This window comes from Arthrobacter sp. ov118, from assembly GCF_900116495.1.
Taxonomy (GTDB): Bacteria; Actinomycetota; Actinomycetes; order Actinomycetales; family Micrococcaceae; genus Arthrobacter.
In genome coordinates this window covers 422,701-446,012 of the sequence record NZ_FPAY01000001.1, presented here as the reverse complement: position 1 = coordinate 446,012, position 23,312 = coordinate 422,701, and the positions used below count along the sequence as shown (strand labels likewise).

25 protein-coding genes are annotated in these 23,312 nt (G+C 61.0%); 13 read left to right on the top strand and 12 right to left on the bottom strand.

Features of this window, described 5'->3' with window-relative positions; all coding sequences use genetic code 11:
- Window positions 1-7: 7 nt before the first annotated feature.
- The gene (locus BM372_RS02065; RefSeq protein ID WP_143111415.1) at window positions 8-508 is read left to right on the top strand and encodes a hypothetical protein; all 501 of its coding nucleotides are present in this window, start codon (window positions 8-10) and stop codon (window positions 506-508) included.
- Window positions 509-540: 32 nt separating this feature from the next.
- Here BM372_RS02065 and BM372_RS02060 read toward each other — a convergent pair whose 3' ends face one another.
- Window positions 541-894, bottom strand: coding sequence for a hypothetical protein (locus BM372_RS02060; protein WP_090951124.1), 354 nt, complete (start codon window positions 892-894; stop codon window positions 541-543).
- A 136-nt stretch (window positions 895-1,030) separates the two neighbouring features.
- Here BM372_RS02060 and BM372_RS21205 point away from each other — a divergent pair, with 136 nt between their 5' ends.
- Window positions 1,031-1,510, top strand: a complete 480-nt coding sequence (locus BM372_RS21205) for a DUF3223 domain-containing protein (RefSeq protein ID WP_371261687.1) — start codon at window positions 1,031-1,033, stop codon at window positions 1,508-1,510.
- A 395-nt stretch (window positions 1,511-1,905) separates the two neighbouring features.
- Window positions 1,906-2,793 (top strand): hypothetical protein, encoded by an 888-nt coding sequence (locus tag BM372_RS20345; RefSeq protein ID WP_143111414.1) that lies wholly within the window; start codon window positions 1,906-1,908, stop codon window positions 2,791-2,793.
- 19 nt (window positions 2,794-2,812) lie between these two features.
- On the opposite strand, the gene BM372_RS20945 is transcribed toward BM372_RS20345, so the two are convergent.
- Complete coding sequence (locus BM372_RS20945; protein ID WP_256214052.1) at window positions 2,813-2,941, bottom strand: helix-turn-helix domain-containing protein; 129 nt, start codon at window positions 2,939-2,941, stop codon at window positions 2,813-2,815.
- 63 nt (window positions 2,942-3,004) lie between these two features.
- Window positions 3,005-3,187: a recombinase family protein gene (locus BM372_RS20940; RefSeq protein ID WP_256213989.1), complete on the bottom strand. Its 183-nt coding sequence runs from the start codon at window positions 3,185-3,187 to the stop codon at window positions 3,005-3,007.
- 518 nt (window positions 3,188-3,705) lie between these two features.
- Between BM372_RS20940 and BM372_RS02045 the strand changes: the two genes are divergently transcribed.
- The 4 genes from BM372_RS02045 (at window position 3,706) to BM372_RS20340 (ending at window position 6,548) form a co-directional block, all read left to right on the top strand.
- Window positions 3,706-4,266 carry a hypothetical protein gene (locus BM372_RS02045; protein WP_090951119.1) on the top strand — a complete coding sequence of 187 codons (561 nt, stop codon included), beginning with the start codon at window positions 3,706-3,708 and terminating at the stop codon, window positions 4,264-4,266.
- The gene (locus BM372_RS02040; RefSeq protein ID WP_090951116.1) at window positions 4,266-4,877 is read left to right on the top strand and encodes a hypothetical protein; all 612 of its coding nucleotides are present in this window, start codon (window positions 4,266-4,268) and stop codon (window positions 4,875-4,877) included. Before BM372_RS02045 ends, BM372_RS02040 begins: the two co-directional genes overlap by 1 nt.
- Window positions 4,874-5,326 carry a hypothetical protein gene (locus BM372_RS02035; RefSeq protein WP_090951113.1) on the top strand — a complete coding sequence of 151 codons (453 nt, stop codon included), beginning with the start codon at window positions 4,874-4,876 and terminating at the stop codon, window positions 5,324-5,326. Before BM372_RS02040 ends, BM372_RS02035 begins: the two co-directional genes overlap by 4 nt.
- A gap of 229 nt (window positions 5,327-5,555) precedes the next feature.
- A complete protein-coding gene (locus BM372_RS20340; RefSeq protein ID WP_143111413.1) occupies window positions 5,556-6,548 on the top strand; it encodes a hypothetical protein in 993 nt (330 codons plus the stop codon).
- 34 nt (window positions 6,549-6,582) lie between these two features.
- On the opposite strand, the gene BM372_RS02025 is transcribed toward BM372_RS20340, so the two are convergent.
- Window positions 6,583-7,356, bottom strand: a complete 774-nt coding sequence (locus BM372_RS02025) for a tyrosine-type recombinase/integrase (RefSeq protein ID WP_090951107.1) — start codon at window positions 7,354-7,356, stop codon at window positions 6,583-6,585.
- A gap of 405 nt (window positions 7,357-7,761) precedes the next feature.
- On the opposite strand from BM372_RS02025, the gene BM372_RS02020 reads away from it, so the two are divergent.
- Window positions 7,762-8,562 carry a pentapeptide repeat-containing protein gene (locus BM372_RS02020; RefSeq protein ID WP_177235852.1) on the top strand — a complete coding sequence of 267 codons (801 nt, stop codon included), beginning with the start codon at window positions 7,762-7,764 and terminating at the stop codon, window positions 8,560-8,562.
- 37 nt (window positions 8,563-8,599) lie between these two features.
- Here the strand turns inward: BM372_RS02020 and BM372_RS20335 are convergent, their stop codons facing one another.
- Together BM372_RS20335 and BM372_RS21200 are read right to left on the bottom strand one after the other, a co-directional pair.
- Window positions 8,600-8,923 (bottom strand): hypothetical protein, encoded by a 324-nt coding sequence (locus tag BM372_RS20335; RefSeq protein ID WP_143111412.1) that lies wholly within the window; start codon window positions 8,921-8,923, stop codon window positions 8,600-8,602.
- 670 nt (window positions 8,924-9,593) lie between these two features.
- Entirely contained in the window at window positions 9,594-9,911 is a 318-nt protein-coding gene (locus BM372_RS21200) for a helix-turn-helix domain-containing protein (RefSeq protein WP_090951101.1), read from the bottom strand.
- Between the two features lie 178 nt (window positions 9,912-10,089).
- Between BM372_RS21200 and BM372_RS20330 the strand changes: the two genes are divergently transcribed.
- Window positions 10,090-10,977: an HNH endonuclease gene (locus BM372_RS20330; RefSeq protein ID WP_177235851.1), complete on the top strand. Its 888-nt coding sequence runs from the start codon at window positions 10,090-10,092 to the stop codon at window positions 10,975-10,977.
- Between the two features lie 1,079 nt (window positions 10,978-12,056).
- On the opposite strand, the gene BM372_RS02005 is transcribed toward BM372_RS20330, so the two are convergent.
- The 3 genes from BM372_RS02005 to BM372_RS01995 form a co-directional block, all read right to left on the bottom strand.
- Entirely contained in the window at window positions 12,057-13,040 is a 984-nt protein-coding gene (locus tag BM372_RS02005) for an AAA family ATPase (protein WP_090951097.1), read from the bottom strand.
- Window positions 13,037-13,237, bottom strand: coding sequence for a hypothetical protein (locus tag BM372_RS20325; protein ID WP_143111410.1), 201 nt, complete (start codon window positions 13,235-13,237; stop codon window positions 13,037-13,039). The genes BM372_RS02005 and BM372_RS20325 overlap by 4 nt, the downstream gene beginning before the upstream one ends.
- Before the next feature lie 116 nt (window positions 13,238-13,353).
- Window positions 13,354-13,584 (bottom strand): hypothetical protein, encoded by a 231-nt coding sequence (locus BM372_RS01995; protein ID WP_090951090.1) that lies wholly within the window; start codon window positions 13,582-13,584, stop codon window positions 13,354-13,356.
- Window positions 13,585-13,722: 138 nt separating this feature from the next.
- On the opposite strand from BM372_RS01995, the gene BM372_RS01990 reads away from it, so the two are divergent.
- Together BM372_RS01990 and BM372_RS01985 are read left to right on the top strand one after the other, a co-directional pair.
- Window positions 13,723-14,385, top strand: coding sequence for a hypothetical protein (locus BM372_RS01990; protein ID WP_143111409.1), 663 nt, complete (start codon window positions 13,723-13,725; stop codon window positions 14,383-14,385).
- Between the two features lie 17 nt (window positions 14,386-14,402).
- Complete coding sequence (locus tag BM372_RS01985; RefSeq protein WP_090951085.1) at window positions 14,403-15,566, top strand: tyrosine-type recombinase/integrase; 1,164 nt, start codon at window positions 14,403-14,405, stop codon at window positions 15,564-15,566.
- A 244-nt stretch (window positions 15,567-15,810) separates the two neighbouring features.
- On the opposite strand, the gene BM372_RS01980 is transcribed toward BM372_RS01985, so the two are convergent.
- Window positions 15,811-16,530 (bottom strand): ZIP family metal transporter, encoded by a 720-nt coding sequence (locus tag BM372_RS01980; protein WP_090951082.1) that lies wholly within the window; start codon window positions 16,528-16,530, stop codon window positions 15,811-15,813.
- 223 nt (window positions 16,531-16,753) lie between these two features.
- Here BM372_RS01980 and BM372_RS01975 point away from each other — a divergent pair, with 223 nt between their 5' ends.
- The gene (locus BM372_RS01975; RefSeq protein WP_090951079.1) at window positions 16,754-17,413 is read left to right on the top strand and encodes an NAD(P)H-binding protein; all 660 of its coding nucleotides are present in this window, start codon (window positions 16,754-16,756) and stop codon (window positions 17,411-17,413) included.
- Window positions 17,414-17,500: 87 nt separating this feature from the next.
- A complete protein-coding gene (locus BM372_RS01970; protein ID WP_090951077.1) occupies window positions 17,501-19,072 on the top strand; it encodes a Na+/H+ antiporter in 1,572 nt (523 codons plus the stop codon).
- A gap of 122 nt (window positions 19,073-19,194) precedes the next feature.
- Here BM372_RS01970 and BM372_RS01965 read toward each other — a convergent pair whose 3' ends face one another.
- Together BM372_RS01965 and BM372_RS01955 are read right to left on the bottom strand one after the other, a co-directional pair.
- Complete coding sequence (locus BM372_RS01965; RefSeq protein WP_143111408.1) at window positions 19,195-21,879, bottom strand: M43 family zinc metalloprotease; 2,685 nt, start codon at window positions 21,877-21,879, stop codon at window positions 19,195-19,197.
- Window positions 21,880-22,076: 197 nt separating this feature from the next.
- The gene (locus BM372_RS01955) at window positions 22,077-23,267 is read right to left on the bottom strand and encodes an ROK family transcriptional regulator (protein WP_090951070.1); all 1,191 of its coding nucleotides are present in this window, start codon (window positions 23,265-23,267) and stop codon (window positions 22,077-22,079) included.
- Window positions 23,268-23,312: the final 45 nt, after the last annotated feature.

The following is a 23,312-nucleotide window of genomic DNA, read 5'->3' as shown; positions in this document are numbered from 1 at the left end:
CTTCGCTGTGGCGGAGCTGATGGGAGCCGGTTTTGATGGATTCGTTCCATTCGGCAGCATCCGTCAGCAATATTCACAGGGCGACGGCGGGATACCTATGTCACCGGGCGTCTATGTAGTTGTTCGTCCGAGCACGGACCCTCCGTCGTTCCTGACCAGAGGCTTCGGCGGCACGCACAAAGCCAAGAAGGCAAACGTGCCGGTTGCCGAGTTGGCTGCCAAGTGGGTTCCGGGGGCCTCGGTGGTCTACATCGGTAAGGCCAGCCAGCGCAAGAGGCTTGATGGCTTGTGGGGTCGCATCAGCGAATACGAGAAGGCCGGACACCGAGGCCAGACACACAGCCACAGCGGCGGCGAACGCATCTGGCAATTGGCGGATGCACGTGACCTACGAGTGGCGTGGAAAGTCGTGCCTGACAAAACCGAAGATAGATTGGAAACGGCCATGATTCTGGCCTTCATGGATAAGTACGGGCGAATCCCGTTCGGTAACCGAAAGGCCAGCTAAGTGAAATGCCCCTGTCACGCGAGGCTTTACCTTTAGTTCTCGGCGCCACTCTCAGGCGTCTGTCCACCGGTTTCACCGGGTTCATCAACAGCATCGTCAGGATCATCTGAGTTCTGCATCTTCTTGAAAGCAGCCTTCAACTTTTCCTTTGCCGTCGCTGTGCTCACTTTGCGTTCCTCAGACCTGGACTTGTACTGGGTCACGACGTAATTGCTGAACTTAACACAGCCCACGGCCACGGCCACAAGCGCTACACCAACGACAAGGCCTTCGGCATGCTGTTTAAGAGCGGCGTCATCCACGGCATCGGATTGAAGCTGCTTGATGTACTTATCCGCGTCTCGGCTGAATTCCCCGTACCTGCCCAAGTTGTCTATGTTGCTCATAGCGAATTTCCCCTGCTGCTTTATGCATCGTTGTCGCCCAGATTTCGTACTTCACATCTTCGCAGATGTCCTGAGGTTGTAAGGAAGCGCTACACTCGCCCTCGGGTAACATCACAGGATTAGTCAGAGGAGCAGCGTGCCATCTCGACCGGTTAACTTCAGCAAGTACAGCTTCCCGTCCGTGAGCAAAGCCAAGGCTGAGTGTAAGAGGATTCGGGATAAGTATTCTCCGGGGGAACGAGTTTCCGACCCAGACGATGAAGCGTTCCTTAGAGCGCTTGTCTCAGAGCACCGAAACAGTGCGACGAAGGTGGGCAAGGGCATCCGGCACTTCGAAGTAGCAAGCAACAGCGTGTTGGGCGCCAGGTCGGGCAATCTAGGCATATGGATCAAGCAAGAAGGCAACCGCGAGCTCGTTGATTTTGGTTATGGAGGAGTCATTGAATGGATTGCCGACCCTAGCAATGATCGACAGGACAGACGACGCGTAGAGCGGGCGCTTCGAAACGCCATACGACACCGTACCGACCAATTTCTCGCCGGACCGGTTGTCTTCCGGCGAGCCGTTGACTTCCTGCCTTACCGGCGAGGTTTTGGACCGTACACAACCGATTGATGTAGTTCATGATTCGCCGAGATGGGGCAGACTTGTCGATGAATTCGTGGCTGTTCACGGCGGCTATGCAGCAGTTCTGACGAGGCAGGCGGAGCGCTCCTTGGGTGAACTGCTGGAAGACCAGGCTTTGAGTGACTCCTGGGTCGAGTTCCATCGGCAACGGGCAACACTCGGATTGGCGACACCGGATGAAAACGCGCAACGACCGAAGGATTGAGGGTAACTGAGAGTGCCCCTGCTGGCCACGTCCCCTAAAGGCCGAGACGGTGCCATCCTCTTGTAACCGTTGCGAACAGGGCGGGCAAATGCGACGCCCGAGAGTAGACAAGAAGTGCAATCCTAGGGCCCTCGCAAGTAGCGGTATTGGGCCAAGAACATTACAGTAAGGAAACTGTGTGAGCCTGAGTGGTCGAGATTGTGTGCTCTGCGAGAATGGTGTTTCGGGCAACAAGGGCGAGCACGTGTTGCCCTTGTGGTTCATCGACCGAACCATTCCCAAGAACTCCGATGCGGTCGACGTCTACACTGTAGAAAAAAATGGCGTGGTCATGAAGTGGCCGTCTGGTAAAACGGTAGGCTTGGAGAAGTTTTATGAGACTTGTGTGCCTTGTTGCGCCGATTGTAATGGCAAACTGAACACAAGATTCGAGCAGGCTATGGCCGGCATTGGCTATGACAGTGTTGCCAGCCTACGTCACTTCACATCAGGCGAAGCAGCGGTGCTAGGAGAGTGGTGGCTAAAGACGTTGCTGCTACTAGTTCATCCTGAAGCGACTGAACTCAAAGTTATGGGTGAATCGACCGGAGTTGGTGTGATCGCTTGGCCGCGACAGCATAAGAACCTCTACCACTGGATGACTCACGCATTGCCCGCACCAAACGGGCTATGCGTCTACGCGTACAAAGTCGATCGCTCCGCCGAAGGAATAGGGGACGTTTCATTTCCCATTCCTGAGGTTCATGCAGATAACGGCACCTTCCCAAGCTACGTAGCTGCCGTTGAGTTCGAAAAAATGGGGCTGATCATCAGCTTCCATCCTGGTTGGTCAGCAGACCTACCAGGGGTGCAGGAAGGGACACTTGTCCAGCTCTGGCCCCATAAGGGCGAACTCGATCTTTCGACGCTGACTGCAGTGCCCGACTCCCCGGTCCGTTTTTACGGCTTGAGTGTGACTGTGTCGGGTGACTTCGATCCTTCCGGCGCAATTCCTCTCAAAGACGAAACGGATATCCGCGACAGGACGCCCAATGTCAGTTCAGTTGCCATGAAGGCGACGGCATAGAAAAGTCAACATCGGCTAGTCAGGCCGTCACGTCCCCCTCTATGCTCAGGTAGCGGTACACGGTTGCGCGTGAAACCCCGACAAGCTTTTGGATCTCTGCCACGCTGTTGCCTTTGGCCTGGTAAGTAAGCCTTGGCCTTCGCCACATTTTCATCATCAGGGGTAACCTGCCGTCGCCCCGCCTTTCGTCCGCGGTCTAGCTTCCAGATCACTAGCTCGTCACTTTTACGCAGGTGGTCCAACATCTTGTCGAGCTCGGGCCGACTGGCCCGCGCGTCCCACTCACGCCGTGGTCTGTAAAGATCCGGTCACAGCCGGCTTCCCGCAGCGCCCTTGTTTGAAGCTCGGCGGACGGCCCTGCCGTGCTCACCCTGACGTATCCGATGGTGCCCATGGTGACCCCGCCCACGCCTGCTCGAATCCTACGTTCTGTATTGGACTAGAAGCGTTGAGAGGACGATGTTCTGCGCCCTCGCTCATCGTGACCGGATGGGGGTCGGTCCAGGCAAAGTTGCACTTGACTGCGTCTCACTCGTAATGAGAAGGTCGCCAGTTCGATTCTGGCAGGAAGCTCGAGAAGAACGCCCGGAAATAACGATTTCCGGGGGTTCTCTGCTTAGTCCTTGACAAGCCGGCCTTCCTAAGCTTTCCCGGTTATTTCGATGCTTTCCCGACATGTTCGTCACTTTTTCGTCACCTACGTGTCGAGGCTAGCTTTCGAACTCACGAGCCTTCCTGCGGACGGCTAGCCCCTCGCCGGGGCCACGCCGAGTGGTCCGGCATACGCGCCTAAGACCCAAAGAGACACGCTAGGCTAGGGCTAACGTGAGGGTTGCCAGGAAAGCCGCAGTCAACCCAAAGTCAGGGGTAGATGCCAGTCTCACGGTTACGTAGGCGCCAGGAGGGATAGTCATGGGAAACCCCATAGAGATCGATGATGCCATCGTCCTCTTGCTTGGGAGTCCGGCATCAGGAGAGATGCCAGCCGGAGAGATCAAGGGGATCACACGGCTCGAAAAAATGATCTTCCTCCTGGAGCGTGAAACCTCGAGTCACAAATGGCTTGAACAGAAGGCCGACTTCGAGGCCTACAATTTTGGCCCCTTCTCACAGAAGATCTATCAGGCCGTCGACACTCTTGCAGCTGCAGAACTGATCGAGGATTCTTCTTCCCTCACCACCGATGCGTCAGACTCGTGGGAACAGCGCGAACTAATCGGCAGCAATGGTGGCACTGGTTCTGGCGGCAACCCCTACACCACGCGTGACTTCCACCTAACAGAACGCGGTTGGCGTTACTTCGAGGCTTTGAAGCAAGAGCTCACGCCAGAATCTCTGAAGGAACTCTCTGAATTCAAAAAGAGATTTGCTTATCTGCCGCTTCGGCAACTTATCCGCTACGTGTATTCGCGATACGAACAGTACACGACTAAGTCCCTCATTCGAGATCAAGTGCTTGGTCCCGGCGGATAATGCGGGCGCTCGAAAATGTTGTCGAACAAGCGGACAAGCCAAATCTGGACCTGACCACCGGCATAGGAGTTGCGTTATTCATTGCGGGTTGCGGTTTGTCGGTCGGACTTATCCACCTTCGAGGGAAAACCGTCACACGGTTGTGGTCTGACATAGACATTGCGCACGAGTCATTGACCGGTAAGGCCTTTTCGTCTCTTGAGCGACTCAAGTCTCACATTGATGGCCTTCTGCCCGATACTGGCGTAGATTTCGATCCTTTGGATGTGATCGCCGACCCGTCAACTGTGATAAAGCCGGCCAAGGTTAGCATTAGACTTCTTCGAGAACGTCATCAGGTTAAACGTGAATTCTGGTGGCTACTAAGGGTTTGTAGCATATTGAAGTACTTTGTTTTGTCCGCCACGATTGCCTTAGGTGCTACGACAGCCACCTATCAGTTCTTCTTTGCCGAGGCTTGGTTGTGGCAGTTGCTTTTGAAAGTCACTGGCGGGCTAGTCCTTGGCTCATTAATTTTCGGGGGAACCTACGCAACCCTTGTTGCTCGTGTTGATGGCGCTATCGAAAAATCGAAACCAGTCGCTGCCGACGCGGGCGTGGTGCTGAGATGATGCTTTTCCTTGACGACGACAAGGCTTTCGATACGAGCGGGGAGTCTCGCATGATGCCACCGCTCGTAGAGTGGCTGCAGCGCAACCGGTGGGTTCGCTCGGACTCTGTTGTGATGCGCGAGGTGCCTGTCAACGGACGACGCGTGGACCTCGTGACGATGACTAAATCTGGCGTTATGTCCGCTTTCGAGCTGAAATTGGGCGGCTTCGGACGAGTGCTCGAGCAAGCCGTCTACAACCGACAGACGTTCGACAAATCGTGGATTGTGATTGGACACCACCCAAGACAAGCGAACTTAGAGCAAGCGCAGCGCTTTGGTGTTGGCGTCATCGTCGTAGGCGAGTCGAAACCAGCGGTATTGTTGCGCCCAGGATCAGCGGTTTGCGGGGGACATTCTCGCCAACGTGCGCGGCAAAAGCTCATGGAGAGTGGGGACATTCATGTTTAGTCGGTTTCAGCATTACTTGAGCTACGGTTCCACTGACCAACAGACCGTTCGGGAACTGTCGGATTACTTTGACGGGCTTATTGTTCCTGGGACTATCGCCGCGTTTCAAGCAGAAGGGACGCGAGGATTTGTTCTCAGTCTTTCCGCTCGATCGAACGATCCATACGTCATTGATCCTCGGTTTCCGCTTTTTCAAAACCGGCTCGGTACGCCGAAGAAGTCCCATGTCATGCTGGCAGACGTACTCGGGGCTCCTGAACTCATAAATCGTAGTTTTGCCCCAAGTCCTCGTGACTTCCACGATGGACTGATTAAGAATGTTGCCTCACATTGGATCGACTTCAACGTGGGCTTCGAGAATGTTCAAGTCAAGACATTTGAGAAGTACGCGGCCCGACTTAAAGAGCCTGTCCTCCCTCAGGACCGACAGGACCCCGCGTTCGTTCTGCCGCCTTACACAATGGTTGACAGCGAAGGCGACGGTTGGGCCGACGTTTCCGACCGCCTATGGACTGCCTCCGTAGAATATGCCCATGCTAAAGGCGTTGCGTCTAAGCTTCGCCGGGTTATCGCCGCCAGTTCCGCCAGGACGTGGGGCCGCCTGGCCTCTAAGCATAGCGACGGCGAACTCGTAGCCTGGATAAGCGGCCTCGATGAATTCAGGGTAAGTAGCGAATCTGAGCTAGTTTCTTACGGTGCTGCACTGCGGGAATGCGCATCTCGGAACCAGCGTGTATTCGCGCTGTACGGCGGGTTCCTTTCAGTATTGTTTTCTCGGCATGGCCTTTCCGGCTCTTCTCATGGCATCGGCTTTGGTGAATATAGAGATTGGGTCGAACTGCCCACGTCGGGTGCTCCGCCCGCCCGATACTACGTACCCAAACTCCACAGGTACATAGGCGTAGACATAGCTGAAATTATTTGGCGTGAGTTTCCTGAGCTTATAGATTGCGAGTGCGTGGAATGCTCCGGACTCTCCCCGAGTGACATGGACTACCACGGTCTGATGCAGCATTCCGTCCGCGTACGGGCAGCCGAGATCGAGAAATGGCTCGACATGCCGACCCCTCAGGTAATCGAGGAACTCGAGCGAGACGCCAGCGATTTCAGGCTGGCCCTTCAAAGACTCTCCGCACCTCAGAAGGTTGTACGACGAGCGGAAGAGTCCTGCGCGCACCTAACTATGTGGGCGAGAGTGATGTCCTCGCTAGATTTGCTTTAGAAACCTCCCACCGCCCACATTCGCCCCAAGGAAGTCAGGCCAAGGCCCGCGCCACGTCGTAGCCAGCTGCCTTTGCCAGAGTGCTCCGCGCCCGATCATAACGCCGAGTGGTGCGGGGATCAGCGTGACCCATGCTGTCCTGGAGGTCATGCAGGGTAGTCCCTGCATCCAGTGCAATCGTGGCGAACGTGTGACGGAGTGAATGCGGACTGATCCTGCCCTCCATCCCGGCACGCTTGGCCAGCCGCTGCACGGTGCGGAATGCCTCCGACGCCGCCCACCGTTTCCCGGTAGCCGTGGTGAACAGCGGCAGGACAGCACCTGCCGCGCCGGCCACCAGCTCACGGCCGGTGGTTCCGAGGTAGGTGTTCAGCGCTTCCACAGCCGGGGCCGGCACGGCCACCTTGCCATCCTTGCCACCCTTGCGCCGGATGCTCAGCGTCCGGTGTCCGGTGTCGTGGCCGTAGTCCGCCGTGCTGGCACTCAGCGCTTCACTGAGCCGGATCCCGGTGAACAGCAGGAGGGACACGAGAGCATGGGAGCGCGGGCCGTCAGCCCGTGCCGCCGCCAGCAGAGCCCGCGCCTGATCTTTCGTCATGCCCTCAGTGCTGGAGTGGTCAGCATCCACCTTGGGACGCTTCACCAACTCCACCGGATTACCGCCCGCGATCACGTCAGCGGATACCGCGTAACGGTAGAAGCTGGAGAGCGCGGCCAATTTGGCCGCAACCGTGGCTGACGACAGGCCTGCCAGCGTGTGCCGGTAGCCGTCGATGATGGGCCGCTTTACCGGTGAGCGACCTTCCAAGTGCCACTGAAGTAACCAATGCTGTAGTCCAAGGAGGGGGCGGGGGAGGGACTCCCGAGAGGGGACGCCGATCCCCGGTGGTGGTTAGCGCCCTTTATTGCGAACGGGTCTGGAAGCTTTCTTCCTAGCCCATTTGGGGACGCCAGTATTCGGGATGGCCCCTGCCGGCTCAGCTATGCTTCCCCCATGGTGCATTCGCCTAAACATAGGCGCCCAGTGGAGGTCGACGCCTCGGTGGGCCGGCCACCCACTGCTGGCAAAGCTGGCCACGTGCGATTGGTGCATCGTCTGAGCCAGAAATGGCGAGCGAGTAGGATTCGCTCGCGTGGCATACAAAATCGGCATGCTGGACAAGTTACCCAAACGGGCTCGAAGGGCGACCCTCCGTGGTGGCTCCGCGACATTGTGGTAGCTGGTCTGCTTGCTGGAGCGCTCTTTGCATCCCAAGCCTGGGTTGATGACGCCCGTGCCGAAAGGGAGAGGGCAGCGGCCGCTGTAGCGGCAACTTTGGCCGACCGCCGCGAAAATCTGAGATTTGTACGTGATCATGCTTCCCCTCTTCTAGTACCCCGTTCATTTGTCAGCATCGATCTCACCGACCAGAAACTTCCAGGCCTGCAGCTCGAAGGGGCGGATTTTGGAGAAGCCTCTTTAACCGGGGTCGATATGTCATATGCATTCCTCAAGAATGCAAAATTTCAAAATGCAGATCTTTCATCGTCGACTCTCGTATTCACAGATCTTGAGGATGCTTTCATGAGTCATGTCAGCATGCCGAATGCCGATGCAGGCAATTCAAAGATGATGAACGCCGACCTGACTGAAGCGAACCTGTCCAAAACTCTCCTGAAGGAAGCGGATCTCTCCGGCGCAAATCTTCCTAATGCAAATCTATCGAACGCTAATCTCACCGGCTCTAAGCTAATCGACGCCAACCTGCCGGGTGCAAATCTAACTGGAGCAATTCTCCGCAGGGCGGATGTGACCAATGCAAACTTAAGTAGAAGTAACTTTATTGGCGCTGATCTTTCCGGAGCAAATATCGCGGGCGCTGACTTTGACGGGGCAGACTTGCGCTCTGCGTCTTTTCGAGGCTCGACAGGCGCGGGAAGCGCCAAGTTCGATAAGGTGTGCTTCGATTCCACAACTTTATGGCCTGCGGGATTTGACTCCACAAAGGTTGGCCTCGGAACTTGCCCCTATTAGCTGCCGTTTAAGGCAATAAATTCATGATAACTACGTTCTATCGAGTTGCAATCCTCAATGAAATGAGCATATTTTTAAAGTTTGAATAGAAGGGCGTTTTCATAAATTCCCTAGCTTCGTCGACGCTTTGAAAGTCTGGAAGCGTAGTTGCAACTGCGCCCGTTCTACCCATGCGAGCACCGTCCATAGTTAAGACCACGCAGTCGCCGAATGAGTAGTCGCCTGTGGAATCTTCAGGTCCCCGGACTTCATTTGTAATGTAACAACCGGTTCCATCGGCACTTCTTTGAAACCCGGTTATGGCCATTGTTGCCCAAAGCTCTTTGCCTTCAATTAGAGTGAAAGCAAACTGGGTCTGCACGTATGCCGTGCCCTTAATGCTGGGTGAAACTGGTAGATCGAGTGGAATTACCTCTAGAGTTATTATTCGAGCAGGCTCCACTCCGCCGCAAGGGCTGGCGCCACGTGGAATATCGGCATTGAATGATGCGATCCTTTGCTGGTGCTCATCGAGGACCAGGACACTAGTACTCGATTCCCGCACAACGGTCCAATCGGCGGGATAACTGAACGACACCTGATTGTGAGCGTAAGTCTTGAGACTAACTTTTGGGGTTAACCGTTCAGGAGGGGAGGCCTGCGCTACGGCTGATCCGGGTGATGACGTGGGCGTTTCGGTTGGGCTCGGTGCCGGAGCAGGGCTTGAGAGGGAAGTCGTGGGTCCCGCTGCTGATCTCGTGGCAGGGTCGGTAACACTTCCAGGGCCGGCTGAGCAACCGACGAGAACCATCGCTAGCGATAGGGCCAGCGCTGAGAAAATGGCTCCGATCATCGGGCCAACTGGACAGTCACTAATGGAATTCCAAGGACGTCCCGGCCAACTCATTTGCTCAAGATAGCCCGGGGGTCCACCTCTGTCTATGGTCCCGTGGCGGCGGCGACATTTTTCAAACTCTGTATGCCGTTCAAATCGTTCCGCTCAGAAACGTCGTAAGCCTTCCGGGGGCAAGCCGAAGCCAAGGTCAGCACGCCTACGGTCTAGGCTCCATTGACCGGCTGCCGCCTCGATACGGTGTTGTGACGGGCTTGGATCCTGGCGCCGCTAAAAGTGATGAGATCGGCACATCCAAGACTGCCGCGATGTCCCATAGCCGTTCATAGGCGACGCTCTTTCGGCCCCACTCAATCCCGATGATCATGTTGCGGCTGAGTCCTGACTCTAGAGCCAGCGCTTCCTGCGACAAGTCCTGTGCCAAGCGGATTTCTCTAATGCGCGCCCCCACGCTCTCCCTGCGAGCAGCCCATCGGAGCGTCTGCTCTTCGGAGGACTGGCGCGGGCGAGTGGGCATGAATCAATGCCAACCAAAATTGTAAGTCTGTCTGCTCTACTAGTGATACATGCAGATGACTACCTGAGAAGTCGAGGTACGGAAGATGGGCGAGCGAGCCTCCGGGGCCGGGCCAGCGCACTGGCCCCAAGCAGTGGATTCATGGGATCTTCCGCCCCACGGGTGGTACTCGACCCTCGTGGATGACACAGATTCTCTGACGGCACCCACCTCTATCGGCCCCGAACAGTGGCCCACCAGCGGGAAGCTCGTAGGGACAGGGCTTTCTGAGCTCTGGACATTGCTTGGCCTACAAGGACAATGCGACGTACACGGTTGCGGCCACGCAAAACGTCTTTACGATGGCGTGTGCCGCAAGCACCGCGAGTGGATGAAGAACTATGGAACCGTTGATCCTCCGGTCTGCAGCTTCGAGGATTGCGGCGTCACCTACGACGAGGATCCTTCAGGCCAGTTCAGGGCCGGCATGTGCAATAAGCACTATCTCAGCAACCTTCGCGCGGACAAGCGCGCCAAGTCGGCGGGCCCCCGCTTCTGCGTACTTGAGGGCTGCGGGATCGACATATCCCGCGGCCGCTCCAATCAGAAGGCTTGCACACCCGAGCATCAGGTAAAGGCGTGGATGATTGATCTCCAGATGACTGAGCCTGTGCGTGCCAGGATCAACAAAAACAAACGTGAAGGGGACCGCCGGGCAAGGAAAGTCAATAATCCTGGCTACGAACAGTTCACCGCCGCAGACTGGTTCGCGGTGCTCGTGGCCGCGGATTTCCGCTGTACCTACTGTGAAGATCGGACCTACGACATGCAAATGGATCATGTCATCCCGCTCTCGAAGGGAGGTCCCCATTGCCTCAGCAACGTGACCCCGGCCTGCGGCTCCTGCAACCAGTCGAAGCGCGACAGCACCGTCGAAGACTGGCGCGCCGCGAGGCGCGAAAGGAAGGCAAGAAACGTAGGAGCTTCCTCCTCGCAACGTGAAGGTAGTCTTCTAGGGCGGCGACGTTTTCCGACGGTGCTTTGGCCGATGGTCCTGAACACCCTCACGAAATCCGCCGCCGCATGACCCGAGGTGGATCACGGAGAGTTGGCTGCACGCGATCCGGGTCCATCCCCGATTCCTTGAGCGGCTATCCGATAGGGGCACCCCTTGCCACAGGGGTGCCCCGCGTGGTGAACGACCGCACCCGTGAGAACGAGTGGATGGACGCCGCGCCTCTGTTTGGTGCCCCGTATGGTCACCGCTAAGCGGCATGTGCAGTTAATTCTGCTGATACTTTGGGTCCGTTGGCGGTGTGCGCCCTGTTGCCGGTTGGCGTTGTCAGCGGATTGGCTTCAGATCCCTTTAGAGCGCCTGTTCCGCGGATCGAGCGGGCCCTAAACGAGATTGGTTCTCCCGTTGGTCGAGCCCCTATCCAAGTGTTTCGATCAACGCCATCCCTAACGGACGTGCCCCGCGTTTAGCGCCGAAGAGCTGTCAACTCGGCCGAGAGGGGAGCCCCGCGACGAGGAGAGTTCGAGCGCCACTCGCCCGGCTCGTTGACGGGAAAAGTAAGTACCACAGGCAAACAATATCGGCAGGGCGGAACCACCGTGGTGAATCCTAGCTGGTGGCCCCATGCAGCTTGGGACGCACAGATCCTGCATAGGCCAAGGGAGGTGTAGTGGCGTTTTGTTGCGTCCCAGGTACGGGCCTGCCAAATCGTTTCGGGTTTTCTTCGCTCTTCCGCCTCTGCGGACCATAGCCGGCCAGTGGCCTGACTGGCCGGAGGAGCCCTACGGGCTCCATCTGGATTGGACTGACCGACGACGGGATGACGACATCGTTGTAGCTGGCTGTGGGTTGGAGTTTGAACATGATGCTTCCTTTGGTGCGGGTTCGATGGGAACCAGGGGCTGGTTGTAATTGCCTGGGCTCTCGTGTCCCTGTTGCGTGCCGGTGAGCAAAATTGCCAATGCTGCCGTAAGCAAATGGCCCACTGGTGGGTCGAAGCTCCAGCGGAGACCCGCTGCGGCTGGGGCCTCCGCGGGTTTGGCCGCAGCCCTGAGGGCGGAGGCCGGGGTTCTTCCGCTGAAGCTACAGAACCCTTCCGCCTAGGAGAGAGTTCGATACGAACTAGTGGGGTTGAGTGGATGCGTCAGCATTCACGTAATAGGGGGTGAGGTCGTGAGACTGTGAGACCGTGACTCGAGTAGTAGCCGGAGCCACCCTTGACGAGAAAGATGGTTTTCCCACGTCCCCTGTTTGCCCCCAAACTTTTCAGCCAGCCTGCGGGCGGCTGCAGCGTTCGAAAGACCTCGGCAGTTTTCCTCATACCACGAGGCCTGCTCGGCCCGAGCATCGAGCGTCTTCTTGCTACCTTCCCGTCGTTTTCTTGACTTCGCTTCCGAGGACAACACGTCTGTTATCGAGAAGTCACTGACGTGGTTTCCGACATCAAGCCTCAGGGTCTCGCCCGCCGCCCCATTGCCGCTCGTCGTCACAACGCAACGGTCGTCACCTCGTCTCTCAACATGAACCAGCCACCGGGCCTTGGCAGCAATCACCGTGGAGCCGAGCGGTTTCTTGGACGAAAACCCGTTTGGTCCAGTGGCAGTGCTTGAGTGTGCGAGTACGACAACTGCGGCTTCTCCGGACGCGGCGCGGATGGCCGCGAAGGCATTGGACACGTCAGCCTGCGAGTTAAAGTCCCCTGTCATGTCGGACAGATGGTCAAAGACCACCAAATCGCCGGCCCCGGGGCGCAGCTTTTCGCTCAGTTCACTGCAGAATTGATGATCGAGACGCACCGCTGGCACAAACCGGTAGCGTTCCCCAGCAAGATCTGCGGTCACCCCGGCCGCCAGGAGTCTGTCGCGATACTCATCCAATGCGCCTGCGTCGGTGCCCGCGACAATGACGCGCCCAACGTGGCTCACCTCCCGGCCGAGGAACCGGCTGCCGCTAAGGACAGAGGCAATAAGTGCGGTAAGGAGCGCACTCTTGCCTGACTTCGGCTTTCCGCTCACCAAGGTGATGGACGCCGAGATCAGCCCCTCAACCAGCCATGTCGGTTTCGCCATGGTCAATGACTCAGCCAAGGTATACGCCCGGAATTGCCCTTGGTCGAGATCAGTTGTGGCAGTCATGCGGCCTGGTCCATGAATTCCAGCAGGTTCGATTCCTCTTCGGGGAGGTACAGACTCCACCCTCGGCTCTGGTTGTACTTGTTGCCTTGGTAGCGGCCGAGGTATCCCGCGGCCTGCAGCTCCTTGATGTGATCAAGCACCTTCGTGTCGCCGGCCGACTTCCCCAGGGCAAGATTCAGCTTCCGCCAGTTAGTCAAAGCGACTCGGCCAAAGACCCCTGCAGCGACCAAAATTTCCGCCAAGGATTTCGCATCGGCACTCAGGTAGCCGTCAGCTCGGATTCGAGTTATCCATTGGATGCGGTAGGGATTCATTATCGGACCTCCATCTGGCGCATGTAGCTTTCGACATCGGACAACCGGTACAGGACTTTGCTTCCTACGCGCATCCGCTTGGGCCCGTCTCGTAAGTGTGTGGCGAGAAACTTCTCGCTGACGCCCATGTACACGGCAGTCTCTTTCCGATCTAAGTAAATGCTTCCCGTTAGCTGACGCACCTCGGCGATTGTCATGCGCGAGGCGGGGCGGGTGAGGGTGATGGACATGTGCTCTCCTGCTTCGATTGATCCAGTTGGCGTGGCACCTTGATTATGCTGCTGAAGAAAACGTAATCGGGTTGGCATGCCATGTCAATTGTGCCGGGCATAGTCATGGTGGCATGGGGATTATGCTATGGTCATGCCATGACTGAATCTGAAGAGCCAAATCTTCCCGGCGGCGTTGAGTTCCACTCCGGCCCCAGAGAGGTGACGGTGCGTGGCCTGCCGGCTGTTGAGATCGAATACCGGATGCACGGGCTCGGGCTGAAAATCGGATGGACCGTAAGCCCGCCGAACTACTTCAAGGCGCCAGACCGGGTGGAAATTAGCCCGGAGGAGCCCCTCAGCGAATTCCTGTTAGGTGGGCCTGACATCAAGCCGGAGATGTACAACGGTGTAACTAAGCCACTCCTTCGGTCAATTCCGATGGCCCACGCCCGGCAGCATCTCCGAGCGCCATACGAACAGCTATCCGTCCGTCTGGTGCAGGAAAGGTTCCTGCCGATTCCGATCCGCATCGAAACTGACGCGGAGTACATGCACGTAGCGTGCGCCTACGTCGAGCTCGTGACGGGGCCGTCGGCTGAACCCATCCGGCGGCTGAACGAGTGGACCGGTGTCAAGGCCCCAACCTGGTCGGCCAGACTGCAAAGGGCGCGGGCTAAGGGAATCCTAGTGGGCCGTGGGCGGCACGCGCACATCTCACCAGACTTCAAGGACCTCGAACGGGACGTGAGGGCCCGCTTGTCGGATGGGGCTGCCAGGGCGTCGGATAATCCACCGCCGGCCGACAGCCCCAACAACTAGGGAAGGATACGTCTCGCGTGGCGATCAAAAAGCTTGAAAACGGAAAGTATCAGGTCGACTACTACATAGATAAGAAGCGCGTGTTCAAGCGCTTCCCGACCCACCGCGCAGCTAAAGAGCATTTTCTAAGTGTGCAGGCCGCCAAGGCGGGGGGTACTTTGATCGATACCCGCAGTGGCGGCAGGATGCAGTTTCACGACCTCTATGAGGAGTGGATCACGCGCATTGAAACATCGGGCGCTGACGGTTCGCGTCCAGCGTCGCCCGTGACTGTCGCCGGCTACCGTAGGATTTATCGGAATCACATCCAGCCACATTTCGAGCACCGCCGTCTTGCTGACATTACGCTGGCGGTGGTCAACGGCTGGTTGGAATCGTTCAAGTCCAACGACGCTCGCCGCCGTTCGTACGGTCAGCTGGGTCGGATGCTCCAGCATGGTGTCGATCGGGGGTACCTGGCTGCCAACGTGGCGCGGAACCCAACCGTCAATAACATACCCAAGCCCGAACCTACGAGGGAACCCTCGCCGCTGACTGCGAGCCAGTTGAAAAACCTGGCGGAAGAGTGTGCGCGAGGTGGCCGGTACAACGGGCAGTCGCACGAGGCGTACAGGCTATTGATACTGTTCGCAGGTACAACTGGACTCCGGTGGTCGGAGATCGCCGGACTGCGTGTATCGTCGCTGACACTGGATGACAGGCCTCGGGTCGTAGTGCGGAGCACTCTGGTTCCGGTGGACGGTCGTCTGCAGCTTCGAGAAACGACCAAAGGCCGTCGACCGCGCACGGTAGCGATCCCCGAATCTGTGGCCGAGTCGCTTGCGCTTCACATTGAGGGGTTGGGGCCTGGCGAAGCAGTGTTTACATCGCCCAACGGCAAGGAGCTGCGGTCGTCGAACTTTGCCCGGCGCATCCTTCATCCTGCGATTGACCGGTGCCGAGTAGAAGACTCAGGTTTTCCGAACATCGTGTTTCACGACCTCCGCAGAACGGCCGTTAGCCTGACCATCAGTGGGGGGTCCAACCCAAAAGTGGTCCAGCAGATCGCAGGGCACAAATCGGCCGTGACAACCATGGACGTTTACGCACACGTCTACGACGACGACCTCCAATCATCGGCGCAGGCGGTGGAAGGACTGCTGAACCTCGTTTCGTTGAGCTCGGAAGGGGTACCCGCGTGAACCCCAGTTCTCGACGGATAGATGGTTTATAGATGTTTTTGTCCCTAAAACTCCCGCCTTGATAAGGAAGCAGCGCACGACTCATAATCGTGAGGTCGGGAGATCGAGCCTCCCCACCGCTACAGATAGACCCCCGGAACCCGCAAGATTCCGGGGGTTTTCTGTTCTGTTGGATAATTGCCGGCGTTGACTTCCGCCGCGACAACGAGCCCCCGCATGGCAGCCCGCAACGGCGGCCGCGGCCTCAGTGCCCGCCGAGGATCTCCACAAGGGCGAACGAGAGGCCGAAGCCGACGGCGATCGCGATGCCGGTGGCGGCGCCGGCGTCCCGGAGCCCCTCCGGCACCATGCGGACCGTTACGTTCGTCAGGATGCCGCCGCCGGCGAAGGCCAGCGCGAAGGCCACCACCTCGGGCGGGGCTGCCCGCAGCAGCACCATGAAGACGGCCACCGACGCGGCGCACAAGAACGTCATGGCCAGCCAGGCGGACATGACGTGGCGGGTGGTCATGCCCGACTTGCGCAGCGGTCCGGTGTCGGCCATGGCCTCGGGCACGCCGCAGAGGAAGACAGCGGCAAGCACCGCGGCACTGATGCCGTAGCCACTGAGTAGCGCCCCGGTGATAACAACCGCTTCGGCGACCACGGACAGCCCGATCACGAGGAACTTGGGCTCGTGGACAGGAGGTGCGGACAGCCGCCGGCCGCGCACGGCGCCCGTCACCACCCACGCCGTCGCCACGGCCCCGCCGATCAGTCCCACCCCGACATAACCGCTTCCGCCGGCCAGCCGGCCGGCCTCGGCGACGAGCTTGTAGGCGACGGCCGAGAGCAGGGCGCCGGCACCGATCCCGGTCAGGATGCCGAGCAGGACGCTGTTGCCGACGCGCCACCGCAGGGCGAGCAGTCCGCCCAGGAAGTACGAGGACCCGGCAAGCAGACCCCAGCCAAATGCCTCCAGCATCGGCGTTCCTTTCGGCTTAGGCGCTAAAGCACCGCGCCTAGGCATCATCCCGAACGGCCGGGGGGATGGCAAGGGCCCCGCGAGGCGCCGCGGGCTGGTGGCCGGCGGACGGTGACGCCGTTGCGCTATCACTTTTGGCGCTCATGGACGCTCCGAAACGACCAAAAGTGATAGCGCAACGGTGTGGGCAGCAGTTTTTCGTTCCTTGGGACAGAATGGGTCCATGACGCGTATCGCAATCATCGGCGGCCACGGCAAAGTGGCTTTGGAACTGTCCAGAATCCTCGCGGCGGACGGGCAGGAAGTCACGTCCCTGATCCGCAACCCGGACCACGCGGCCGACGTCGCCGCCACCGGCGCCACGCCGTCGGTCCTGGATGTGGAGAACGCGTCGACGGCGCAGATCGCCGATGCGCTCCGGAACCACGACGCCGTCGTGTGGTCAGCCGGCGCCGGCGGCGGGAACCCCGAGCGGACCTACGCCGTGGACCGGGACGCGGCGATCCGCTCCATGGACGCCGCAGCCGAGGCCGGGGTCCGAAGGTACATCATGGTCTCCTACTTCGGTGCCGGGCCGCAGCACGGCGTTCCCGCTGACAACGGCTTCTTCGCCTACGCCGAGGCCAAAGCCGCCGCGGACGCCTACCTGCGCGGCTCGGGCCTTGACTGGACCGTTCTGGGACCGGGCACGCTGACGTCGGGGCCCGGGAACGGGATGATCGACGTCGACCCTGCCGACACGTCGGGCGGCACCGAAACCGCCCGCGCCAACGTCGCGCTGGTGGCGGCAGCGGTCCTGGGACTGCCCGCCACGATCGGGCGCACCATCGAGTTCCGGGACGGCACCCTGCCGCTCGCCGCAGCCCTGGGGTCCGGGGAATAGCGACCGCGCTCCTCCCGATAGGGTAGTAGGGGCCGTCCGTGCATCCACAAGGGGTGCCCGCGGCCCGCATCCGGGGGGAGCAGGCACATGGACCAGTTGGCACTGATCGTCGGGCTGCTGCTGGCCACTGTGGCAGCGGTGGGCCTGGGGGACCGGCTCAGGCTGCCCTACCCCGTGCTGATGCTGCTGCTGGCGGTGGGCCTGACGTTCATCCCGGGCTTTCCGGAGGTGCAGATCCCGCCGGAGCTGATCCTGCCCATCTTCCTTCCGCCGCTGCTTTTCGCAACGGCCCAGCGCAGCTCATGGGCCGTCTTCAGGGTCCGCTGGCGCACCCTGCTCATGCTGGCAGTCGCGCTGGTGGTGGTTTCCACCGCAGTGGTGGCCGGGGCGGCGTGGCTCATGATCCCGGGCATCGGCATTCCAGCTGCGATCGCCCTTGGCGCCATGGTGGCCCCGCCGGATCCCGTGGCCGTGGACTCGATCGCCAGCCGGGTGCACATGCCGCGGCGCCTCATCAATGTTCTGCAGAGCGAGGGACTCTTCAACGACGCCGCCGCCATCGTCATCTTCCAGGCGGCCGTGGCGGCCGCCGTGGCTGGCACCAAGATCGCCTCCGACGTCGTCCCCCAGTTCGTCCTCGGAGCCGCGCTTGCGGTGCTGGTGGGGATCGGCATGGGCTGGTTTACGAGTCTGATCACCCGTCTGGTGGCCTCCATGGTGGCCCGCAGCGCCGTCACGCTTGTGGTGCCCTTCGCCGCCTACATTCTGGCCGAGGAAGTGCACGCCTCCGGCGTGATCGCCGTCGTCGTTACGGCCCTGGAAATCCAGCGCCACTCCCGGCCGCAGGACGCCGCTGAGCGAGTCACCCGGACGGCGTTCTGGGACGTCGTGGAACTGCTGATCACCGGGCTGGCGTTCGGGCTCGTGGGGCTGGAAGTACGGCAGGTCATCCATGACGAAGGCAACGCCGTGTTTGGCATGGTCGGGAGCGCCGCAGTGGTCTGCGTGCTCGTGTTCGCTGCCCGGTTCGCCTGGCTGGCCATGATGTCCGGCCTGTCGCGCGCCAGACGGGACGTCCTGCGCCCGACGTCCGCAAAGGACGTGCTGATCCTGACCTGGTGCGGGATGCGGGGCCTGGCCACCTTGGCGCTGGCGCTGGCCCTTCCGCTGACGATTGCGGACGGCACGCCGTTCCCGGCCCGGAGCCAGTTGCTGGTGATCGCCTGCGCGGTCCTGCTGGCCACCCTGGTGCTGCCCGGACTGACGCTGCCGTGGCTCATGCGGGTCCTCAAGGCTTCCGAGGACGGCTCGGAAGAGCGCGACGCCGCGCGGGTGCTGGCCCGCCGGGCGCAGCAGGCTGCGATCGCGGCACTCAAAGACCACGAGCTCATGCGGGAGTTGCCGGCGGAGAAGGTGGCGCTGGTGAAGGAAAAAATGACCCGGCTGCACGCCGAGCTGCTGGATGGCAGCCTGAAGAATGAAAGCGCGGGGGAGAAACGCCAACGGGGCCGCGAACTGGCCATCGCCGTCCAGACCATTGCCCTCGACGCCGCCCGCCGGGAAGTCGTGGCCGCCCGGAACGAGCCGGGCATGGACCCGGAGGTGGCCGACCGTGTGCTGCGCCAGCTGGACCTGCGCACGATGATCATGCCGGAGTGATGACCCGTTGCAAAACCAATGCCCGACCGCCCACTAAAACGGAAGCGGCCCCGGACAACCCAGCCCGGGACCGCCTCCCACGCCCGCGACAGGCGCGAACCACACATCAGGGGAGTACTACATCAGGGGAGTACCACGCTGCCCTGCGCCGCAGACCACATGATCGTGCCGTTTTGGAATCGCTGGCTGCATGCCCCGTTGACCGGGTCACAGTTCTCCGCTGAGGTCGGATAGCCAAGCCGTCCCCTTTCGTACCCAAGGCTGCCCCAGGTTGTGCGAATGGGACCCCAGGTGGCGTAAGCGCCGGTAGCGGATGACCAGTGGATGGTGCCGCCCTGGAACTTCTGGTAGCAGCCGCCGTTGATTAGGCCGCAGGTTTCCTTGCCGGTCGGGTAGCCGAGTTTGCCCTTTTCGAAGCTCAGGCTTGCCCATGTGGCGCGGATGCCGCCCCAGGTGGCGTAGGCGCGGGTAGCGGGCGACCAGTGGATGGTGCCGCCTTGGAATGTCTGGTAGCAGCCGCCGTTGATTAGGCCGCAGGTTTCCTTGCCGGTCGGGTAGCCGAGTTTGCCCTTTTCGGCACTCAGGCTTCCCCACGTGCCGCGGATGCCGCCCCAGGTGGCGAAGGCGCCGGTGGCGGGTGACCAGTGGATGGTGCCGCCTTGGAACGTCTGGGAGCAGCCGCCGTTGACCAGTCCGCAGGTTTCCTTGGCGGTGGGGTAGCCGAGTTTGCCTTTTTCGTAGCCCACGCTTGCCCACGTGGCGCGGATGCCGCCCCACGTGGCGACCGCGCCGGTGGCGGATGACCAGTGGATGGTGCCGCCTTGGAACGTCTGGTAGCAGCCGCCATTCACCAGCCCGCAAGTTTCCTTACCCGTGGGGTAGCCGAGCCTTCCCTTTTCGTAGCCCAGGCTCGCCCACGTGGCGCGGATGGCACCCCAGGTTGCAAACGCGCCGCTGGCGGGCGACCAGTGGATGGTGCCGCCTTGGAATGTCTGGTAGCAGCCGCCGTTAAGCAGCCCGCAGACCTCGTTGGCCAAGGGGTATCGGAGCTTGCCGTTCTCGTAGCCCACGCTGCCCCAGGCCGTGCGGATCGCGCCGAGGGTGGCGAAAGCGCCGGTGCCGGACGACCAGTGGATCGTGCCGCCCTGGAACGTCTGGTAGCAGCCGCCCCCGACCAGCCCGCAAGTTTCCTTGCCGGTGGGGTAGCCAAGTTTGCCGTTTTCGTAGCCCAAAGCGGCCCAGGAGGCGCGGATCGCCCCGACCGTGGCGACTGCGCCGGTGCCTGGTGTCCAGTGCACAGAACCGCCCTGGAAACTTCTGTAGCACCCGCCGGACCTTAGCCCGCACGCGACGGAGGATGCCGGGCTTCCCAGCGCGGGTGTGGCTAGAGCGACAGAGTCGATCGCTTTGCCGGCTATTGCGAGTATCGACTCGACCGTAACGCTTGCGGAGCTGGAGGTGGTCCCGTCAATACGTACCCGGGTGCCAGCGTGGGTGGTAAAGGTTTCTCCCGCTTGCCATGTCTGGCGGGGATTGTAGTAACCGGAGAACGGTTTGGAATCCGGCAGCAGCACCAGCGAGCCGGCCCCCAACTGCTGGACAATTTTGACGCCGCTATTCAGATCCACAGCCTCGGTGGTGTCATAACTGACAGGCAGCCGCAGCTCAAGGAAATAGACTTCGCCGCTGAGGGGATCCGTAAACTTTACAGCCCGGTTTGCCTCGGTACCGGCCCATGCCTTGAGGGTGAATTTCTTCGCGCCGTTGAGGCTTCCCGCGTCAACGATTTCGTCGCCGCGGCCAAACCCCCCGTAGGCCCAAAGCGTTGAGCTGATGGCGGGCTGGCTGCGCTGGGAGATGCCCATCAGGTCCAGGCTGTCGCCGTATTCACGGATGTAGCAACTGGAATCGGCGAACGTCCCGTCCGAGTTCGTGGCGACGTCCTGGGCGCCGCTTCCACACTGAAGGCTGTTTGCGTGCATGAGGCCCAGCACGTGCCCGAATTCGTGCGTCAGGACGCTGTTGGTTAAGGTCGCCGGGAGCGGCATGATGACCCGCCCGCTGGTGCCCTGATAACTCCAGCCGGCGCCATACGCGCCGTCGGAGAGCGTGGGCGTGGAGACGAAGACCACGAGGGCGGTATTGGGGCTGGGCGTCCACCCGAGTTCCCCGGCAATGGTGTTCATCATGTCCGGGTAGCGCTGCGTTGAGGTGGCCTTGCTGTCGCGGCTCTCCACCTTTGTCACGGTCATCGACAACCGGCCGTTGGACATGGTCTTCCAGTAGTTACTGCTCGTGGTGATGGCAGCCTGTGCGGCGGCTTGCGGGATGGTTGCCTTCCTGTCGGCCAGCTGGACCAGGACCAGGCGTACTTTGATATCGCCGGAGCGGGTCAGCGAATAGGACTCCGTGGTCCGTGCCGTCGCGGAGGCGCCGGCCGGTGCGCCCTTTTTGCCCACCGGAGGCGGGTTTTCGAACGTGTGCGCAATGAAGGGCTCGTCGGAACCTTCCACCGGGAGCGATTCAACCGTCGTGAGCGACGGGCTGTCCTTGGCAGTGGCGGAGGGGCTTGGCGTCGGCTGGACCGTCACCGAGCTGGGAGCCGGTGCAGCACTGGGAGCCGGGGCAGCAGTGGCAGCCGTCGGAGCCGGCGTAGGCGTTGCGGTCGGAGTTGCCGGGGCTGCCGAAGCCGTTGCGGTATCCGTCGAGACGGGCGTCGGCGACTGCTCAGCGTGGGCCGGCACCGTGCCGGTAGCCGGGACCGTCGCCAAGCCAAGGACAAGCGCGGCAAACAGCGCAGTCTTCATCCGTAAAGAGTTCACGTTTATCTTTCATGAGACGGCCGTCCAGCCGACGAGTCAGCTGGACGGCCGCAAGAGACCAAAGAGTGAGGTCAGTCTACGGATGGCAGGCCGCAATAACGGGAAACTTGCGCCAAACTTTGGGCTTGCGTATCCAATCGTTGCCGAATCTTGAGAAACGGCTGGCAGCGCAGGACAAGCCCTCAACGGGTCAGTTCGAGTTCCAGCGCGTTCGCCTCGACGTAGTCCAGGGCATGCCGGACCGCGCCGACCGTCACGATCGCATCGCCAAGCGGGGAGGCCGTCACCCGCGGCGGCGTCGCGGTGAAGCGGGGGAGCAGTGCCGCGATCTCCGGCAGGAGGACGCCGGCGGACTCGGCGACGGCGCCGCCGATCACCACCTGCTCGGGGTTGATCAAGCTCGCAATCGAGGCGATGACGCGCGCCATGCGCTCCGAAATCCGGCCCAGGATCGCCAGCGCCGCCGCATCTCCGTGCGCCGCGTCCGCGAACACGCGGGGGGCGCTGGCGGCACCGCCGGCCGACGGTCCGCCGTCTGCCGCGGACCATTGCCTCGCCAGGGCAGCGATGCCGTCGCTGGAGCCGACGCCCTCCACCATGTCCAGGTAGCCCATTTCGCCGGCCGCCCCGCCGCGGCCGTGCAGCAGCCGCCCGGATTCCATGACCCCGGCGCCGAGGCGTTCGCCGGCGAGGAGCACCACCAGATCGTCCACACCCGCGCCGGACCCGCGCCAGCGCTCACCGAGGGCGGCCAGGTTGGCGTCGTTTTCCAGGAGCACCGTCCAGCCGTGCAGGTCCTTCAGCGCGGAGCGGAGCCCGACGTCGAACAGGCTCCAGAACCGCTGGGTCACCAGAACGTTGCCGTCCCGGTCCACCGGCGCAGCGATCCCGGCGCCCACGGCTAGGATGCTGCCCGGGTCTGTCCCTGCCGACTCCAGAGCCTGGCGGCAGGCGAGATCGACGACGGCGATCCGCTCCCGCGCGGGAATGTCCGCTGCGCGGAAGCCCTCACTGGAGCGGCCGATGACGGTGCCGCGGAGGTCCGCCACGGCGGCGGTGGTGGTTGCTGCGCCAATGTCGAGGCCCAGCACGAAGCCGGCCTCCGGGTTGAAGGCGAACCGGCGCGCCGGGCGGCCCTTCCGGGCCTTGTCAGGGTTGGCGGGGTCGGGGTTGGCATGGGGCTGCTCCAGCTCCACGATCCAGCCCCGGCCGATGAGGTCCTCGCAGACGGCGATCACCGAGGCCCGGGTCAGCCCGGTCAGCGCCATCAGCTCTGTCCCGGTCGCGGCCTCGGCGCCCCGGAGATGGCGCAGCACGGCGTGGGCGTTGACGCGGCGCAGCAGCTGCGGGGTGGCGGCGGCTGCGTGCGGCATCACTTCTTGACCTCTTCTGTCCACGGACACATAATTGTTCAGGCA

Bases quoted from the DNA above. Each gene is read 5' to 3' on its own strand.
- BM372_RS02060 (WP_090951124.1), bottom strand. From the start codon at position 894: ATGAGCAACATAGACAACTTGGGCAGGTACGGGGAATTCAGCCGAGAC.
- BM372_RS20945 (WP_256214052.1), bottom strand. From the start codon at position 2,941: ATGTGGCGAAGGCCAAGGCTTACTTACCAGGCCAAAGGCAACAGCGTG.
- BM372_RS20940 (WP_256213989.1), bottom strand. From the start codon at position 3,187: ATGGGCACCATCGGATACGTCAGGGTGAGCACGGCAGGGCCGTCCGCC.
- BM372_RS02045 (WP_090951119.1), top strand. From the start codon at position 3,706: ATGGGAAACCCCATAGAGATCGATGATGCCATCGTCCTCTTGCTTGGG.
- BM372_RS02040 (WP_090951116.1), top strand. From the start codon at position 4,266: ATGCGGGCGCTCGAAAATGTTGTCGAACAAGCGGACAAGCCAAATCTG.
- BM372_RS02035 (WP_090951113.1), top strand. From the start codon at position 4,874: ATGATGCTTTTCCTTGACGACGACAAGGCTTTCGATACGAGCGGGGAG.
- BM372_RS20340 (WP_143111413.1), top strand. From the start codon at position 5,556: ATGCTGGCAGACGTACTCGGGGCTCCTGAACTCATAAATCGTAGTTTT.
- BM372_RS21200 (WP_090951101.1), bottom strand. From the start codon at position 9,911: ATGCCCACTCGCCCGCGCCAGTCCTCCGAAGAGCAGACGCTCCGATGG.
- BM372_RS02005 (WP_090951097.1), bottom strand. From the start codon at position 13,040: ATGACTGCCACAACTGATCTCGACCAAGGGCAATTCCGGGCGTATACC.
- BM372_RS01995 (WP_090951090.1), bottom strand. From the start codon at position 13,584: ATGTCCATCACCCTCACCCGCCCCGCCTCGCGCATGACAATCGCCGAG.
- BM372_RS01990 (WP_143111409.1), top strand. From the start codon at position 13,723: ATGACTGAATCTGAAGAGCCAAATCTTCCCGGCGGCGTTGAGTTCCAC.
- BM372_RS01980 (WP_090951082.1), bottom strand. From the start codon at position 16,530: ATGCTGGAGGCATTTGGCTGGGGTCTGCTTGCCGGGTCCTCGTACTTC.
- BM372_RS01975 (WP_090951079.1), top strand. From the start codon at position 16,754: ATGACGCGTATCGCAATCATCGGCGGCCACGGCAAAGTGGCTTTGGAA.
- BM372_RS01970 (WP_090951077.1), top strand. From the start codon at position 17,501: ATGGACCAGTTGGCACTGATCGTCGGGCTGCTGCTGGCCACTGTGGCA.
- BM372_RS01965 (WP_143111408.1), bottom strand. From the start codon at position 21,879: ATGAAGACTGCGCTGTTTGCCGCGCTTGTCCTTGGCTTGGCGACGGTC.
- BM372_RS01955 (WP_090951070.1), bottom strand. From the start codon at position 23,267: ATGCCGCACGCAGCCGCCGCCACCCCGCAGCTGCTGCGCCGCGTCAAC.